Here is an 18,615-nt window from a genome sequence, read left to right on the forward strand (position 1 = left end):
TGTCCGTGATTCCTGCGTCGTACGCGCAGCGTCGGCTGTGGTTCCTGGACCAGTTGGACGGGGCCGGGGCCCTCTACACCATTCCGCTGGTCCTGCGGCTGCGCGGCCCGCTGGACGTCGCCGCGCTGCGGGCGGCGCTGACCGACGTGCTCGTCCGGCACGAGAGCCTGCGCACCCGCTTCCGGCAGCACGACGGCGAACCGGTCCAGGAGATCGTGGACCCGGCCGAGCTCGGCGACCCGCTGCAGGTCGCCGAGGTGCCCGCGGACCGGCTGGAGGCCGAGATCGCGGCCACCGCGCGGCACGTCTTCGACCTGGCCCGCGACCTGCCGTGCCACGCCCGGCTGCTGACCACCGGTGGCGACGAGGCCGTGCTCGTGCTGGTGCTGCACCACATCGCCGCCGACGGCTGGTCGGCCGACCCGCTGTGGCGGGACCTGTCGGCCGCCTACGCCGCCCGCAGGGCCGGGCGCGCACCGGAGCGGGAACCGCTGCCGGTGCAGTACGCCGACTACGCGCTCTGGCAGCGCGAACTGCTCGGCGAGGCGAGCGATCCGGACAGCGTGCTGGCCACCCAGCTCTCGTACTGGCGCGCGGCGCTGGCGGGCGCGCCGGGGGAGCTGTCGCTGCCCACCGACCGGCCCCGCCCGGCGACCTCCGACCGCGCGGGCGGCACGGTGAACCTCGCCGTGCCCGCAGGCCTGCGGGACCGGCTGGCGGACCTGGCGCGCGCCGCGAACGCCACGCCGTTCATGGTGTGGCAGGCCGCGATCGCCGTCCTGCTGTCGAAACTCGGTGCGGGTCAGGACATCCCGGTCGGCACTCCCGTCGCGGGCCGGGACGAGGCCGGGCTGGAAGAGCTCGTCGGGTTCTTCGTCAACACCCTCGTGCTGCGCACCGACCTCAGCGGCGACCCGGCCTTCACCGACGTCGTGGGCCGCGTGCGGGAGACCACCGTCGAGGCGCTGCGGAACCAGGACGTGCCCTTCGAACGGCTCGTGGCCGAGCTCGACCCGAACCGCTCCCTGACCCGGCACCCGCTGTTCCAGGTCAACCTGACGCTGCACAACGCCCCCGAAACCCCCGTCGAGCTGGACGGATTGACCGCCACCGCGCACGTCGCCGACCTGCCGCTGGCCAAGTTCGACCTCGACTTCCAGGTCTGGGAGCGCCGCGGCGCCGAGGGCGGCGACGACGTCGAGATCATCTACTCCGCCGACCTGTTCGACCGGGCCACCGTCGAGTCGTTCGCCGCCCGCCTGCTGCGGGTGCTGGAGACCGTCGCCGCCGAGCCCGGCACCCGGCTGCACGCCGTCGACGTGCTCGACCCGGCCGAGCACCGCGCGATCGCCGAGACCGCCGGACCCACCCGGTCGCTGCCACCGGCGACCGTTCCCGACCTCTTCGCCGAGCAGGCCGCGTCCCACCCGGACGACCCCGCCCTCACCGGGAGCCTCGGCTACGGCGACCTCGACGCCGCCGCCAACCGGCTCGCCCGCCACCTCATCGGCCGGGGCGTCGGCCCCGAGACGCGGGTCGCCGTCGCGATGGAGCGCACCCCCGACCTCGTCGTCGCGCTGCTCGCGGTGCTGAAGGCCGGTGGCGCCTACGTGCCGATCGATCCCGCGCACCCGGACGCCCGGATCGCCGCCCTGCTCGCCGACGCCGAACCCGCCGTCCTGCTCACCACCACCGGCCTCGCCGACCGCCTGCCCGCCGACACCGGCCGCGTCGTGCTCGACGACGTGGCCGTGCAGGCCGCCGTCGCCGCCTGCCGTCCTGAGCCGATCGCGCAGGACGAGCGGTGCCGCCCGCTGCTGGCCGACCACCCGGCCTACGTCATCCACACCTCCGGCTCCACCGGTGCCCCGAAGGGCGTCGTCGTCACCCACGCGCAGGTGACGGCCCTGCTGCGGAACGCGGCCGCGCGCTACGAGTTCGGCAGCGGCGACGTGTGGACCTGGTTCCACTCGCACGCCTTCGACTTCTCGGTGTGGGAGCTGTGGGGCTGCCTGCTCACCGGTGGCCGTCTCGTCGTCGTCGACCACGACACCTCCCGCTCGCCCAACGACTTCCGGCGGCTGCTCGTCGACGAGGGCGTCACCGTCCTCAGCCAGACCCCGTCGGCGTTCCACCAGCTGGAGCACGCCGACGCGCGCGAGCCCGGCACCGCCCTCGACGCCCCGCTGCGGCTGGTCGTCCTCGGCGGCGAGGCGCTCGACCCGGACCGGCTCGTCCGCCGGGACGGCCCGGCGCTGGTGAACATGTACGGCATCACCGAAACCACCGTGCACGTCACGCATCTCGACGTCGACGCCGCCACGCGGCCCGGCGCGCACGGTGCCAGCCCGATCGGCCTGCCGCTGGACGACACCCGCGTGCACGTCCTCGACGCCCACCTGCGGCCCGTGCCGCCCGGCGTCGTCGGCGAGATGTACGTCGCGGGCTCCGGTGTCGCGCGCGGCTACCTCGGGATGCCCGGGCTGACCGCGAACCGGTTCGTGGCCTGTCCTTTCGAGCCCGGCGGCGCCCGCATGTACCGCACCGGCGACCTCGCGCGGTGGGGGAGCGACGGCACCCTGGAGTACCTGGGCCGTGCCGACGACCAGGTGTCGCTGCGGGGCTTCCGCATCGAACCCGGCGAGGTCGAGGCTGCGCTGCTCACCGACGAGCGCGTCGCGCAGGCCGCGGTCGTGCTGCGCGAGGACACCCCGGGAGATCAGCGGCTGATCGCCCACGTCGTGCCCCGCGACCCCGCCGACGCGGGGGAGGCCTTCGCCCGGTCGGTCCGCGACGCCGTCACCGGGCTGCTGCCCGCCCACATGGTGCCCGCGGCGGTCGTCCCGCTGGAGCGGTTGCCGCTCACCGTCAACGGCAAGCTCGACCGCGCCGCCCTGCCCGCGCCCGAGTTCACCTCCTCCGGGGGCCGCGGCCCTGCGACGGAGCGCGAGGAGAGCATCTGCGCGGCCTTCGCCGAGGTGCTCGACGTGGACCGGGTGGGCGTCGACGACGACTTCTTCGCCCTCGGCGGGCATTCGCTGCTCGCGGTGCGGCTCGTCGAGCGGCTGCGCGCCGCCGGGGTGCGGGTCGACGTGCGCACCCTGTTCACCGCGGCCACCCCGGCCGGGCTGGCCGCCGTCGCCGGTCGCGCACCCGTGGAGATCCCGGAGGGCACCCCGCCTGCCGGAGCCACCCGGATCACCCCGGAGATGGTGCCGCTGGCCGATCTCACCGCCGCCGAACTCGACACCGTCACCGCCGCCGTTCCCGGCGGCGCGGCCAACGTCGCCGACGTCTACCGGCTCGGCCCGCTGCAGGAAGGCCTGTTCTTCCACCACCGGCTGCACGCCGAGAACGGCACCGACGACCCGTACCTCGTGCGCTACGCCCTGCGGTTCGACTCCCGCGCGCTGCTGGACGAGTTCCTCGCGGCCTGGCCGCGCGTCATCGAACGCCACGAGGTGCTGCGCACCGGCCTCGCCTGGGAGGGGCTGCCGCACCCGGTGCAGGTCGTGCACCGGCACGTCGACCTGCCGGTGACCGAGGTCGAACTCGACCCCACCGACGACGCCGACGAGGTGGAGCGGTTCCTGGCGCTGGCCGACGGCCCGATGGACCTGCGCCGCGCCCCGCTGATGGACGTGGCCGTCGCGGCCGAACCCGGCACCGAGCGCTGGCTGCTGGCGATCCGGATGCACCACATCACCCAGGACCACACCACCCTCGAACTCGTCCTGCGCGAGGTCACCGCCTTCCTCGGCGGACGCGGCGGCGACCTGCCGGAACCGCTGCCGTACCGCACCTTCGTCGGCCAGGCCCTGCTCGGCACCTCCGCCGCGGAGCACGAGGAGCACTTCGCGCGGCTGCTCGGCGACGTCACCGAACCGACCGCGCCGTTCGGGGTGCTGGAGGTTCGCGGGGACGGCCGCGACGTCACCGAACGCCGCGCCGTCCTGGACCCGCAGGTCACCGCCCGGCTCGGGGAGCAGGCCCGGCGCGCCGGGGCGAGCCCCGCCACCGTGCTGCACGTCGTGTGGTCCCGGGTGCTGGCCGCGCTGTGCGGCGGCGACGACGTCGTGTTCGGAACGCTGCTGCTCGGGCGCGTGCAGGCGGGTGCCGACCACGTGCCCGGCATGTTCATCAACACGCTGCCGGTGCGGGCCGCGATCGGTGACGCCGGTGTGGCCGAGGCGGTGCGGGACATGCACGCCCAGCTGGCCGAACTGCTGGTGCACGAGCACGCCTCGCTCGCCGACGCCCAGCGCGCCAGCGGCGTGCCGGTGCCCGCTCCGCTGTTCACCGCCGTCCTCAACTACCGGCACAACGTCGCCGGTGACGAGCGCGCGCACGTCCTGCCGCCGGGAGCCGACGTGCTGGCCGCGCGGGAGCGCACCAACTACCCGCTGCTGGTGTCGGTCGACGACGACGGCCGCGAGATCGCCTTCGACGTGCAGGCCGCCGCCGGGATCGACCCCGACGTCGTCATCGGGCTGCTGCGGGCCACCACCGAGCGCGTCGTGGCCGCGCTCGACGAGGACCCGCTGACCCCGCTCGCCGGCATCGACGTGCTGCCGCCCGCCGAGCGGGACCGCGTCCTCGTCGAGTTCAACGACACCGGTGCTCCCGCGAGCACCGGCACCCTGGTCGAGGTGTTCGCCGAGCGTGCCGCCGCCAGCCCGGGTGCCGACGCGATCGCCTCCGGCACCGAGCGCCTCAGCTACGCCGAGCTCGACGAGCGGTCGAACCGGCTGGCGCGCCACCTGATCGCACGCGGCGTCGGCGCCGAAGGCCGGGTCGTGCTCCTCATGGAGCGCTCGCCGGAGACGATCGTCGCGCTGCTGGCCGTGCTCAAGTCCGGTGCCGCCTACGTGCCGATCGACCCCGACCAGCCCGCCGACCGCATCGCCCACCTGTGCGCCGACGCCGACCCGGTGGCGGTGCTGACCACCGCCTCGATCGCCGGGTCCGTTCCGCTGCCCGGGCCGGATCCGATCGTCGTGGACGATGCCTCGGTCCGCGCCGCCGTCGCCGCCCTGCCCGGCGGCCCGGTCGCCCAGGCCGACCGGGTGGTGCCGCTGCGTCCCGAGCACCCGGCGTACGTCATCTACACCTCCGGTTCCACCGGAACCCCCAAGGGCGTCGTGGTGCCGCACGCGGGCGCGGTGAACCTGCTGGCCTTCCGCTGGCCCGGGCTGGAACCCGGCAGCAGGCTGCTCCAGTTCGCCTCGCTCGGGTTCGACGTCGCGACCTGGGAGATCATGACGGCGTTCGCCGCGGGCGCCTGCCTCGTCGTGGCCCCGGCCGCCGAACTCCTGCCCGGCGCCGGCCTGGAGGACGTGGTCGAAGAGCAGGGCGTCACGCACTTGCAGCTGCCGCCCACGGTTCTGGGCATGGTCGAGGACCCGCAGCGGCTCGCCGGCGTGGAGACCGTGCTCGTGGCGGGCGAGGCGCTGGGATCCGCGCTCGTCGACCGCTGGGGCGGCGAGGTCTGGTTCGGCAACGCCTACGGGCCGACCGAGATCACCGTCATCGCGGCCGCCGACGGCCCGCTGCGGCCCGGTGACGCCCCGACCATCGGCCGCCCGCTTCCCGGTGTGCGCCTCTACGTCCTCGACTCCCGCCTGCGGCCGGTGCCGGACGGCGTCGACGGCGACCTGTACGTGGCGGGTGGCGGTGTGGCCCGCGGCTACCTGGACCGGCACGGGCTCACCGCCGAGCGGTTCGTCGCGGACCCGTTCGGGCCCAAGGGTTCCCGCATGTACCGCACCGGCGACACCGTGCGCCGCACCGCCGACGGCCGCCTGCTCTACGTCGGCCGCTCCGACGACCAGGTCAAGATCCGCGGTTTCCGCATCGAACCGGGCGAGGTGGAGGCGCAGCTCGCCGACGACGCCCGGGTGGCGCAGGTCGCGGTCGTCGTCCGCGAGGACGCACCCGGCGACAAGCGGCTCACGGCCTACGTCGTGCCCGCCGGGCCGCAGCGGGACGAGCTGCCCGCCGCGCTGCGCGGCGAGCTGGAGACCCGGCTGCCCGCGCACCTGGTGCCGTCGGCCTTCGTGCTGCTCGACCGGCTGCCGCTGTCGGTCAACGGCAAGCTCGACCGCGCGGCCCTGCCCGCACCGGAGCGCGACACCGCCACCACCGCCCGCCCGGCGGGCCTGCGCGAGGAACTGCTGTGCTCGGTGTTCGCCCAGGTGCTCGGCGTGGACCGGGTGGGCGTCGACGACGACTTCTTCACCCTCGGCGGGCATTCGCTGCTGGCCGTGCGCCTGGTCAGCCGGGTGCGCGCAGTGCTCGGCGTCGAGATCCCGGTGCGCGCCGTCTTCGAGGACTCCACGGTGGCGGCGCTGGCGGCACGGCTCGCCGAGTCGGAAAGCGCTGTGCGCGAACCGGTTTCGGCCGGTGCGCGGCCGGAGCGGTTGCCGCTGTCGTTCGCGCAGCGCCGCCTGTGGTTCGTCGACCGGATGGACGGGGCGAGCGCGCTCTACAACATCCCCCTGGTGCTGCGGCTGACCGGGAAGGTCGACGTCGCCGCGCTGCGGGCGGCGCTGGGTGATCTGGTGGCCCGCCACGAGACGCTGCGGACCCGGTTCCCGGAGGTCGACGGCGAACCGCACCAGGACGTCGTCCCGGCCGGCGCCGCGACCGTGGAGCTGCCGGTGCTGGAGGCCGACGGCGACCACGACCCGCGCATCGCCGGGGCGGCCGGGCACGTCTTCGACCTGGCCACCGAAATCCCGTTCCGCGCAACCCTGTTCACCACCGGACCGGACACCTCGGTGCTGGTGCTCGTGCTGCACCACATCGCCGGGGACGACTGGTCGATGAGCCCGCTGTGGCGCGATCTCTCCGAGGCCTACGCGGCGCGCCGCGACGGCCGGACCCCCGACTGGGGTCCGCTGCCGGTGCAGTACGCGGATTACGCGCTGTGGCAACGCGAACTGCTCGGCGAGGCCGACGACCCGGACAGCCTGCTCGCCGGGGAGCTCGCCCACTGGCGCGCGGAACTGGCCGGTGCGCCCGAAGAGCTCGCGCTGCCGCTCGACCGGCCGCGGACCGCCGACACCGGCCGCGACGGCGGCTGGGTGGACGTCGAGGTGCCCGCCGAGCTGCACGCGCGGCTGGCGGAGCTGGCGCGGTCCGAGGGCGTCACGATGTTCATGGTGTGGCAGGCCGCTCTGGCCGTGCTGCTGTCGAGGCTCGGTGCGGGACAGGACGTTCCGCTGGGCAGCCCGGTCGCCGGGCGCACCGACGAGGCGGTCGAGGACCTGGTCGGGTTCTTCGTCAACACCGTCGTGCTGCGCGTCGACCTGTCCGGCGACCCGGACTTCACCGAGGTGCTGGGCCGGGTTCGCCGGACCGCGCTGGGGGCGCTGGAGCACCAGGACGTCCCGTTCGAACGGCTCGTGGAAGAGCTCGCCCCCACTCGCCACACCGGCCGCCACCCGCTGTTCCAGGTGATCGCGGAAGTGCAGTCCACCCCGCGCACCGAGCCGGAACTGGCGGGCGTCGAGGTCGCCCCGCTGCGGTCGGCGACCGGCGACGCGAAGTTCGACCTGGACCTGCAAGTCGCCGAGCGCTTCGTCGCGGGCCTGCCGGACGGCATGACCGGTGCCCTCGGCTTCGCCACCGACCTGTTCGACCGCGACACCGCGGAAGCGCTGGTGGCGCGGCTGCTGCGCGTCCTCGACGACCTCGCGCGCGAACCCGCCCGCCCGGTGCACCGGCTCGACGTGCTCGACCCCGCCGAACGGCAGCGGGTCGTGGCCGAGTGGCCGCACCGGCAGCCGCAGCACGACGGCGCCGTCTACGTCCTGGACGCGGGCCTGGCTCCCGTCGCCCCGGGCGTCGTCGGCGAGCTGCACGTCGTCGACGCCGCGGCCCGCGACGACGCCGCCTCCGTTCCCTGCCCCTTCACCGACGACGGGAGCCCCATGCGCCCGACCGGACGCCGCGCCCGCTGGGACCGCGAGGGGCGGCTGCACCTCGTCGATCCCGACCCCGACGACACCCCCGCGACCGCGCCCGAGCGGCGCCCGGCGGGCCTGCGCGAAGAGCTGCTGTGCACGGTGTTCGCCCAGGTCCTCGGCGTGCCTCGGGTGGGCGTCGACGACGACTTCTTCGCCCTCGGCGGGCACTCGCTGCAAGCGGTCCGGCTCGCCAGCCGGATCCGCACCGTGCTCGGCGCCGAACTGCCCATCCGCACCCTGTTCGAGGCGCCGACCGCGGCGCAGCTGGCCGCGCGGCTCGCCGAGTCGGAAAGCGGTGTGCGACCGGCGGTCTCGGCAGGGGAGCGCCCGGACCGGCTGCCGCTGTCGTTCGCGCAGCGCCGCCTGTGGTTCATGGACCAGCTCGAAGGCGCGGGCGCGCTCTACAACATCCCGCTGGTGCTGCGGCTGACCGGACGCCTCGACGTCGACGCGATGCGGGCCGCCCTCGGCGACGTGCTCGCGCGGCACGAGACGCTGCGCACCCGGTTCCCCGAGATCGACGGCGAGCCGCACCAGGAGATCACCCCCGCCGACCAGGCCGCCGTGGAGCTGGAGGTCGTGGAGGTGGACGCGGCCGAGCTGGACGCGCGGATCACCGAGACCTCCGCGCACGTCTTCGACCTGGCCCGTGAACTCCCGCTGCGGGCGGTGCTGTTCACCACCGGACCGGACACCTCCGCGCTGGTGCTGGTGGTGCACCACATCGCCGGTGACGGCTGGTCGATGGCCCCGCTGTGGCGGGACCTGTCGGTGGCCTACGCGGCCCGGTGCGACGGCCGGGCGCCAGAGTGGGGTCCGCTGCCGGTGCAGTACGCGGATTACGCGCTGTGGCAGCGAGAACTGCTCGGCGACCCGGACGACCCCGGCAGCCTCCTGCACGGCCAGGTCTCCTACTGGCGGAAGGCCCTCGACGGCGCGCCCGAGGAACTGGCGCTGCCCGCCGACCGGCCCCGGCCGGAGGTCGAGAGCCGCACCGCGGGCTGGGCCGACATCGAGGTGCCCGCCGAGCTGCACGCGCGGCTGGCGGAGCTGGCGCGGTCCGAGGGCGTCACGATGTTCATGGTGTGGCAGGCGGCCCTGGCCGTGCTGCTGTCCAGGCTCGGTGCGGGTGAGGACATCCCGCTGGGCAGCCCGGTCGCCGGGCGCACCGACGAAGCCGTCGAGGACCTCGTCGGGTTCTTCGTCAACACCATCGTCCTGCGCACCGACCTGTCCGGCGACCCCGACTTCACCGAGGTGCTGGCCCGGGTGCGGCAGAACGCGCTCGGCGCGCTGGAGCACCAGGACATCCCCTTCGAACGGCTCGTGGAAGAGCTGGCGCCGTCCCGTTCCAAGGGCCGCCACCCGCTGTTCCAGGTGCTGCTGGCCGTGCAGAACATCCCGCAGCAGGACGTCACGCTGCCCGGCCTCGACGTCGACTCCCGCCCCGACGCCCCCGCGATGGCCAAGTTCGACCTGGACTTCCAGGTCGTCGAACTCGTCGACGACGCGGGCGAACCGGACGGCATGATCGGCGGACTCACCTACGCCGCCGACCTGTTCGACCGCTCCACCGCCGAAACCCTGGTGGCGCGGCTGGTTCGCGTGCTCGACGCCGTCACCGAGGACCCGCACCGCCCCGTCGCCCGCGTCGACCTGCTCGACCGGACCGAGCGGCGACGGCTGCTCACCGAGTGGAACAACACCCACAGCGACACCCTGGCGCTGACCGTCCCCGAGCTGTTCGCGATCCGCGCCTCCCGCGCCCCCAAGGCCGTCGCGCTGACCACCGTGCTCACCGACGACCCCGTGCAGCTCACCTACGCCGAGCTGGACCAGCGCTCCAACCGGCTGGCCCACCACCTCATCGAGCTCGGCGTGGTGCCGGAGACACCCGTCGGCGTCGTCATGGACCGCTCCATCGACGTCGTGGTCGTGCTGCTGGCGATCCTCAAGGCGGGCGGCGCCTACGTCACCGTCTCCCCGGACCAGCCCGCCGGCCGCATCGCCGAGGTGCTGCACCGCGCCGGAACCTCGCTGTGCCTCGCGGACGACCGCTACGCCGAGGACCTGCGCGGGCAGGTCGCCACCGTGGTCCGCGCGGGCGATCCCACTGCGTGGGCCGAGCAGCCCGCCACCGCGGTGACCGGCCGCAGCCTGCCCGATCAGCTCGCCTACGTCATGTTCACCTCCGGCTCCACCGGCGAGCCGAAGGGCATCGCGACCACCCACCGCGACATCGTCGACCTGGCCGGCGACGACTGCTGGCGGTTCCGCGGCCAGGCGCGCGGGATGTTCGCCGCACCGCACACCTTCGACGGGTCCACGGTGGAGCTGTGGGTGCGGCTGCTCACCGGCGGCGAGATCCTCGTCGTCCCCCCGGGCCGCATGGACGCCGCGCGGCTGCGGGCCCTGATCACCGAGCACGGGCTGACCCACGTGCACCTCACGGCCGGTCTGTTCCGCGTCATCGCCGACGAGGACCCCGAGGCCTTCAACGGCGCGAGCGACGTGCTCACCGGCGCCGACGTGGTCCCGAAGAACGCCGTGCAGCGGGTGCTCGACGCCGCCCCCGGCATCGTCGTGCGCAGCAGCTACGGCCCGACCGAGATCACCGTCATCGGCACCCAGATCCCGCTGACCGACCCGGACGAGATCGGCGAGGTCGTCCCCATCGGCAGGCCGATGGACAACACCCGCTGCTACGTGCTGGACAGCGCGCTGGACCCGGTCCCGCCGGGGGTCTCCGGCGAGCTGTACCTGGCCGGGGCCGGGCTGGCGCGCGGCTACGCCGGGCGCAGCGGGCTCACCGCCGAGCGCTTCGTGGCCTGCCCGTTCGAGGACGGCGGCTCGCGGATGTACCGCACCGGTGACGTGGTGCGGTGGCGGGCCGACGGCGTGCTGGAGTTCGTCGGCCGCGTCGACGACCAGGTCAAGATCCGCGGTTTCCGGGTGGAGCCCGCCGAAGCCGAATCGGCGCTGGCCGCCCACCCCGACGTGACGCAGGCGGTGGTCACCGTCCGCGAGGACGTCCCCGGCGACAAGCGCCTCGTGGCCTACGTGGTGTGGACCGGCGGTGACGACACCGAGCCGCTGCGCGAGCACGCCGCCGCCCGGCTGCCCGAGTACCTGGTGCCCAGCGCCGTGGTGAGCCTCGACCGGCTGCCGCTGACCGGCAACGGCAAGGTCGACCGGGCGGCCCTGCCCGCCCCGGAGGCGCTGGTCGCCGGTGAGCTGCGCAGGCCGCCGTCGCTGCGGGAAGAGCTGCTGTGCGCCGTGTTCGCGCACGTCCTCGGTGTCCCGCGAGTGGGCGTCGACGACGACTTCTTCGCGCTCGGCGGGCATTCCCTGCTCGCCGTCCGCCTCGTCAGCAGGGTCCGCACCGTGCTCGGCGCGGAAATCCCGGTGGAGGCGGTGTTCGAGACGCCGAGCGTGGCCGGGCTGGCCGCGGCGATCGGCGAGACCGGCGACGCGCCGGTCCGGCCCGCCCTCACCGCCCGGCCGAGGCCGGAGCTGCTGCCGCTGTCCTACGCCCAGCGCCGCCTGTGGTTCGTCGACAGCTTCGAAGGCGCCAGCGCGCTCTACAACATCCCGCTCGCGGTGCGGATGACCGGCGATCTCGACGTCGCCGCGCTGGACGCCGCGCTGGGCGACGTGGTCGCCCGGCACGAGAGCCTGCGGACCCGCTTCCCGCAGCACGAGGGGCAGCCCGTCCAGCAGATCGTCCCCGCCGAGCACGCCGACGTGCGGGTGCGCGTCGAGACGGTGGCGCGCGGGGACCTCGACGAGCGGATCGCCGAGGAGTCCCGCTACGTCTTCGACCTCGCGGGCGAACTCCCGCTGCGCGCAACCCTTCTCGACGTCGAGGGGGAACCGGGCGAGTGGGTGCTGGTGCTGGTCACCCACCACATCGCCTCCGACGGCTGGTCGATGGCCCCGATGCTGCGCGACCTCTCCGCCGCCTACATCGCGCGCCGCGCCGGCAGCGCCCCGCGCTTCGAACCGCTGCCCGTGCAGTACGCCGACCACGCGCTGTGGCAGCGCGACCTGCTCGGCGACGCCGACGACCCGGACAGCCCGCTCAACCAGCAGGTCGCCTACTGGCGGGAGGCGCTGGAGGGCATCCCGGAGGAGCTGTCGCTGCCCACGGACCGGCCCCGGCCCGCCGTCGCGAGCAACGACGGCGCCTGGGTGCCGCTGCACGTGCCCGCCGACCTGCACGGCGCGCTGGCCGAACTGGCCGCCGCGCAGGGCGTCACGATGTTCATGGTGTGGCAGGCGGCCCTGTCGGTGCTGCTGTCGCGGCTCGGCGCGGGCGAGGACGTCCCGCTGGGCAGCCCCATCGCCGGCCGCACCGACGAGGCCGCAGACGACCTGGTCGGGTTCTTCGTCAACACCCTGGTGCTGCGCACCGACCTGTCCGGTGACCCCACGTTCGCCGAGGTGCTCGGCCGCGTGCGCAAGTCGGCGCTGGGCGCGCTGGGCCACCAGGAGGTGCCGTTCGAGCGGCTCGTCGAGGAGCTCGCGCCCGCCCGGTCCACGGCCCGCCACCCGCTGTTCCAGGTCATCCTGTCGGTGCAGAACGTGCCCGCCGCCGAGGTGGACCTGCCCGGCGTGCACCTGGAACGGCTCGACACTGAGGTGCCCGGCGCGAAGTTCGACCTGGACTTCCAGGCCGCCGAGCAGTTCGACGAGCAGGGCGTCCCGGCCGGCGTCGACGGCGGACTCACCTACGCCACCGACCTGTTCGACCGCGCCACCGCCGAGGCCCTGGTGACCCGGCTGCTGCACGTGCTGAGCACCGTCGCCGCCGATCCCCGGCAGCGGGTGCACGGCATCGACCCGCTCGACGCCGCCGAACGCGACCGCGTGGTGGGGGAGTGGAACGCGACCGACCGGCCCGAACCGGCCGAGACCGTGACCGCCGGGTTCCGCGCGCAGGTCGCCCGCGTCCCGGACACCCCGGCGCTGGTCGCCGACGGATTCCGCCTGACCTACGCCGAACTCGACGCCCGCTCCGACCGGCTCGCCCGGTACCTGCTGCGCCACGGCGCCGGGCCGGAGGAGACCGTCGCGGTCGTCATGGAGCGGTCGCCGGAGATGGTCATCGCGCTGCTGGCCGTCCTGAAGACCGGCGGCGCGTACCTGCCGGTGGACACCGAGTACCCGTCGGCCCGCATCGAGATGATGCTCGACGACGCCGCCCCGGTTCTCGTGCTCACCACCACCGACGTGGCCTCGCGAGTGCCCGGCTCGGGGGTGCGCGTCGTGCTGGACGACCCGGCGACGCGCGCCGCCGTGGACGCCGAGGACGCCACGCCGCCGGAACCCGAGCCGCACCTGGAATCGGCCGCCTACACGATCTACACCTCCGGTTCCACCGGAAAGCCCAAGGGCGTCACCGTGACCCATCGCGCCATCGACCGCCTGGCCCGGCCTGCCGCCTACGCCGACGTGCGCGCCGGGGACGTGGTGTCGCACGTCGGGTCGGTGTCGTTCGACGCCGCCACCTTCGAGATCTGGGCGGCCCTGCTCAACGGAGCGACGCTGGCCGTCGGCCCTCCGGGGTCGCCGTCGGTGGCGTCGCTGCGCGAGTTCTTCACCGCGCACGCGGTCACGGTCGCTCTGCTGCCCACCGGGTTGCTGCACCAGGTCATCGACACCGACGTCCAGGCGCTGAGCGGGGTGCGCTCGCTGCTGACGGGTGGCGACAAGCTCTCCGTCGAGCATTCCCGCACCGTGGTCGACGCGCTGCCCGGCACCGTGCTGTCCAACGGCTACGGCCCGACCGAGAGCACCACCTACACCCACACCCACGCGGTCGGTCGCGCCGATGTCGACAGCGGCCGGGAGATCCCGCTCGGGCGCCTGCTGGACCGCACCCGCTGCTACGTCCTCGACAGCTCCTTGCGCCCGGTTCCGGTCGGCGTGCCGGGTGAGCTCTACGTCGCCGGTGACGGTCTGGCCCGCGGGTACGCACGACGGCCCGCGATGACGGCGGAACGCTTCGTGGCCTGCCCGTTCGAGGGCGGGGGATCCCGCATGTACCGCGTCGGCGACGTGGTGCGGTGGCGGGCCGACGGGGTGCTGGAGTTCGTCGGCCGCGCCGACGACCAGGTCAAGATCGCCGGATTCCGCGTCGAACCCGGCGAGGTGGAGGCCGTCGTGTCCGCCCACGACGACGTGGCGCAGGCCGTGGTCACCGTCCGCGAGCACGGCGAGAACGACAAGCGCCTCGCCGCCTACGTGGTGCCCTCCGGCCCCGGTGACGACCTGGCCGCCAGGGTGCGGGAGTTCGTGGCCGAGCGGGTGCCGAGCCACCTGGTGCCCTCGTACGTGACGGTGCTCGACCGGCTGCCGGTGACCGTCAACGGCAAGGTCGACCGCGCTGCCCTGCCCGACCCCGAACCGGTCACGTCCACCGATCTGGTGCGCGCCCCCGCCTCGCCGCGCGAGGAACTGCTGTGCACCCTGTTCGCCGAGGTCCTCGGCGTGCCCCGGGTCGGTCCCGACGACGACTTCTTCGCGCTGGGCGGGCATTCCCTGCTCGCCGTGAAGCTCGTCAGCCGCATCCGGGCGGTCCTGGGCGCGGAGATCTCCGTGCGGGCGGTGTTCGAGGAACCCGTCGTGTCCGGGCTCGCCGCGAAGCTCGCCCAGTCCGACGGCCCGGTCCGGCCGCCGGTGGTGCCGATGCCCCGGCCCGAGGTGCTGCCGGTGTCCTACGGCCAGAGCCGCCTGTGGTTCCTGGACCGCCTGGAAGGCCCCAACCACCTCTACAACATCTGCCTGCTGCTGCGGCTGTCCGGGCCGCTGGACACCGCGGCGCTGCGGGCCGCGCTCACCGACGTGATCGCCCGGCACGAGAGCCTGCGGACCACCTTCCCGCAGGTGGGCGACCAGCCGTCGCAGTTCGTCCACCCCGCCGACGAGGTGACCGTGGACCTGCCGATGACGACCGTCACGGCGGAGGAGCTGGTGCGGCGCCGCGAGGTGCTGGCCGCCCACACCTTCGACCTGGCCGTCGAACTGCCGGTGAAGGCCGACCTGTTCCGCGTCACCGACGGGGAAGCCCAGGAGTGGGCGCTGTCGCTGGTGGTGCACCACATCGCCGGTGACGGCTGGTCGATGGGCCCGCTGTGGCGGGACCTCTCCGACGCCTACGCCGCGCGCCGCGCGGGCCGCGCACCCGGCTGGGAGCCGCTGCCGCTGCAGTACGCCGACTACACCTTGTGGCAGCGGGAACTGCTCGGCGACACCGACCAGCCGGACAGCCTGCTCGCCCGGCAGATCGACTACTGGAAGGACAAGCTCAGCGGCGCCCCGCAGGAACTCGCCCTGCCCGTGGACCGGACGCGCCCGACCGTGTCCGACCGGGAGGCCGGGTGGGCCGCGCTGCGGGTCCCGGCGGAACTGCACGCGCGGCTGGCCGAACTCGCCCTGGCCGAGGGCGTCACGATGTTCATGCTGCTGCACACGGCGGTCTCGGTGCTGCTGTCCAAGAGCGGCGCGGGACGCGACGTCGTGCTCGGCAGCCCCGTCGCCGGGCGCATGGACCAGGGACTCGACGGGCTCGTCGGGTACTTCTCCAACACCCTCGTGCTGCGCACCGACCTGTCGGGCGAGCCGGACTTCACCGAACTGCTGCACCGGGTGCGCGCCGCCGTCCTGGAGGCCTTCGAGCACCAGGACGTGCCCTTCGAGCGGCTCGTGGAGGAGCTGGCGCCGGCCCGGTCGATGTCCCGGCACCCGCTGTTCCAGGTCATGCTCGCCGTGCAGAACAACGCGCGGTCCACGCCGCAGCTGCCGGGCGTGCGGGTGACCGAGGACCCCACCGGGCTGCTGTCGGCGCGGTTCGACCTCGACATCGAGGTCAACGAGCGGTTCGACGAGACGGGCGCGCCCGCCGGCATGGACGGCGGCGTGGTGTTCGCGGCCGAGCTGTTCGACAAGTCCACCGTGGACACCCTGATGGACCGGCTCGTCCGCGTCCTGGAGGCTATCGCCGACAACCCCGCCGCCCCGGCGCACACCGTCGACCTGCTCGGCCCCGCCGAGCAGCAGCGGGTCCTGCGCGACTGGAACGACACCGCGCACCCGGTGCCGGACCGCACGCTGGCCGACCTGCTGCACCACCAGGCCGAACGCAGCCCGGAGGCCCTGGCGCTGCTGGCCGGTGCGGAGCGGATCACCTACGCGGAGCTGGCGGACCGGACCACCAGGCTCGCCCGGTACCTGATCACCCGCGGGGTGGGACCGGACTCGGTCGTCGGCGTGGCGATGGACCGCTCGGTCGAGCAGGTCGTGGCGCTGCTGGCGGTCGTCAAGGCCGGTGGCGCCTACCTGATCATCGACTCCGACCAGCCGCTGGAACGCGTCGACCACATGCTCTCCGACGCCGCACCGGTGGCCGTGCTGACCACGGCGAGCGCCGCGTCCTGGCTCGGGCGGCCCCGATCGCCGGAAACCGCGCCGTGGGACGCCGGACCGGAGTGGATCAGCCTGGACGACAACGCCGTTCGCGCGGCGGTGGCCTCGGCGGACAGCCGGGAGATCACCGACGCCGACCGGACGGCGCCGCTGCGCTCGGCGCACCCGGTCTACGTCATGTACACCTCCGGATCCACCGGCACCCCCAAGGGCGTGGTCGTGCCGCACCGCGGCGTGGTCAACCAGCTGGCGTGGATGCAGCAGGAGTACCGCCTCGAACCGCGGGACCGCGTGCTGCAGAAGGCCTCCTTCGGGTTCGACGCCTCGGTGTGGGAGCTGTTCTGGCCGCTGCTCAACGGCGCCGGGACGGTGCTCGCGCGCCAGGGCGGGCACTGGGATCCCCGCTACCTGGTCGAGCTGATCGAGCGGGAGCAGGTCACGGTCATGCAGCTCGTGCCGTCGGTGCTGCGGACGCTGCTGGAGGAGGCCGCCCTGGAGCGGTGCACCAGCCTGCGCGCGGTCCTGTGCCTCGGCGAGGCGCTGCCGGCGTCGGTGCGGGACCGCTGCCGGGACGCGCTCGGCGTGCCGCTGCACAACCTCTACGGGCCCACCGAGGCCTCGATCGCCGTCACCGCCTGGGAATGCGATCCGGAGCGGGACGGCCCGACCGTGCCGATCGGCGCGCCGCTGTGGAACGTGCGGGCCTACGTGCTCGACGACGGTTTCCGGCCGGTGCCGCCCGGCGTGGCGGGCGAGCTGTACCTGGCCGGTGACGGGCTGGCCCGGGGCTATCTGGGACGTCCGACGCTCACCGCCGAGCGGTTCATCGCCTGCCCCTTCGGGGCGCCGGGCGAGCGCATGTACCGCACCGGCGACGTGGCGCGCTGGAACGACGACGGGCAGCTGGAGTTCGTCGGCCGGGTCGACGACCAGGTCAAGCTGCGCGGTTTCCGCATCGAACCCGGTGAGATCGAGGCGGCGGTGGCCGGGCACGAGCGCGTGGCGCAGGCCGCGGTCGTGGTCCGCGAGGACGTGCCGGGCTCGCCGCGGCTGCTGGCCTACGTCGTCGGCGACCCGGGAACGGCCGACGACCGGGCGCACCTGGCGGCGTCGGTGCGGGAGTTCGCGGCGGGCAAGCTGCCGGAGTACATGGTGCCCTCGGCGGTGGTCGTGCTCGACGAACTCCCGCTGAACGCCAACGGCAAGCTGGATCGCGCGACGCTGCCCGCCCCCGACGAGTCCGCGAGCCCCGGGGCGGGCGGGCGCCGCCCGGTCACCCTGCGGGAGCAGCTGCTGTGCTCGATCTTCGAGCAGGTGCTGGAGGTGCCCTCGATCGGCGTTGAGGAGAGCTTCTTCGAGCGGGGCGGCAACTCGCTGCTGGCGGTGCGCCTGGTCAACCGCATCAGGGCGGTCCTCGACGCCGAGGTGCCGATCCGCGCGGTGTTCCAGGCGCCGACCGTCGCCGGGCTGCTCGAGCGGATCGCGCGCGGCGGGCAGCGCAAGTCCGCCGACGTGCTGGTGCCGATGCGCTCCAGCGGCGACCGCACGCCGATCTTCTGCGCTCACACCGTCCTGGGACTCGGGTGGGAGTACGGCTGGCTCGCCAACCGCGTCTCGGACCGCTACCCGCTCTACGCCCTGCGCCCCAGGGGTGCGGACTCGGTCACCAGCGACCTGCCGGAGTCGCTGACCCGGATGGCCGCCGACTACGTCGCGCAGATCCGCGCGGTGCAGCCCAGCGGCCCCTACCAGCTGCTCGGCTGGTCGTTCGGCGGCAACGTCGTCCAGGAGATGGCCGCGCAGCTGCGGGACGCGGGGGAGGAGGTCTCGCTGCTGGTGGTCCTCGACGCCAGTCCGATGGACGGCGGTCCCACCGACGAGCAGCGGGCCGGTTTCGCCGAGCAGGAGGAGACGGTGGCCGGGGTGCTCACCGGCGAGGAGCACGACGCCTACGTCCGGATCGTGCGCAACAACACCAAGATCCTGCTGGAGCACCGGACGCGGAAGTCCGACGGCGACCTGCTGCTGATCTCGGCCGACTCGACCTCGAAGGCCGACCTGTGGCGGCCGTTCGTGGCGGGCGAGGTCCGCGAGCACCAGCTCGACTGCTCCCACCGCGAGATGTTGATCAATCCTGACGTCGCCGGGCTGATCTGGGACGTCCTGGCCGCCGAGCTGGGCGAGACGCCCGCGCAGTAGCCGGGACCGCCCACCGCGT

General features: G+C 74.2%; 1 protein-coding gene. It reads left to right on the forward strand.

What is annotated here, in order from left to right; translation table 11 throughout:
* Window positions 1-5: 5 nt before the first annotated feature.
* Window positions 6-18,596, forward strand: coding sequence for a non-ribosomal peptide synthase/polyketide synthase (locus tag BM424_RS20455; RefSeq protein WP_175548188.1), 18,591 nt, complete (start codon window positions 6-8; stop codon window positions 18,594-18,596).
* The last annotated feature ends 19 nt before the right edge of the window (window positions 18,597-18,615 follow it).

The sequence above is a fragment of the Saccharopolyspora flava genome, from assembly GCF_900116135.1.
GTDB classification, from domain to species: Bacteria; Actinomycetota; Actinomycetes; order Mycobacteriales; family Pseudonocardiaceae; genus Saccharopolyspora; species Saccharopolyspora flava.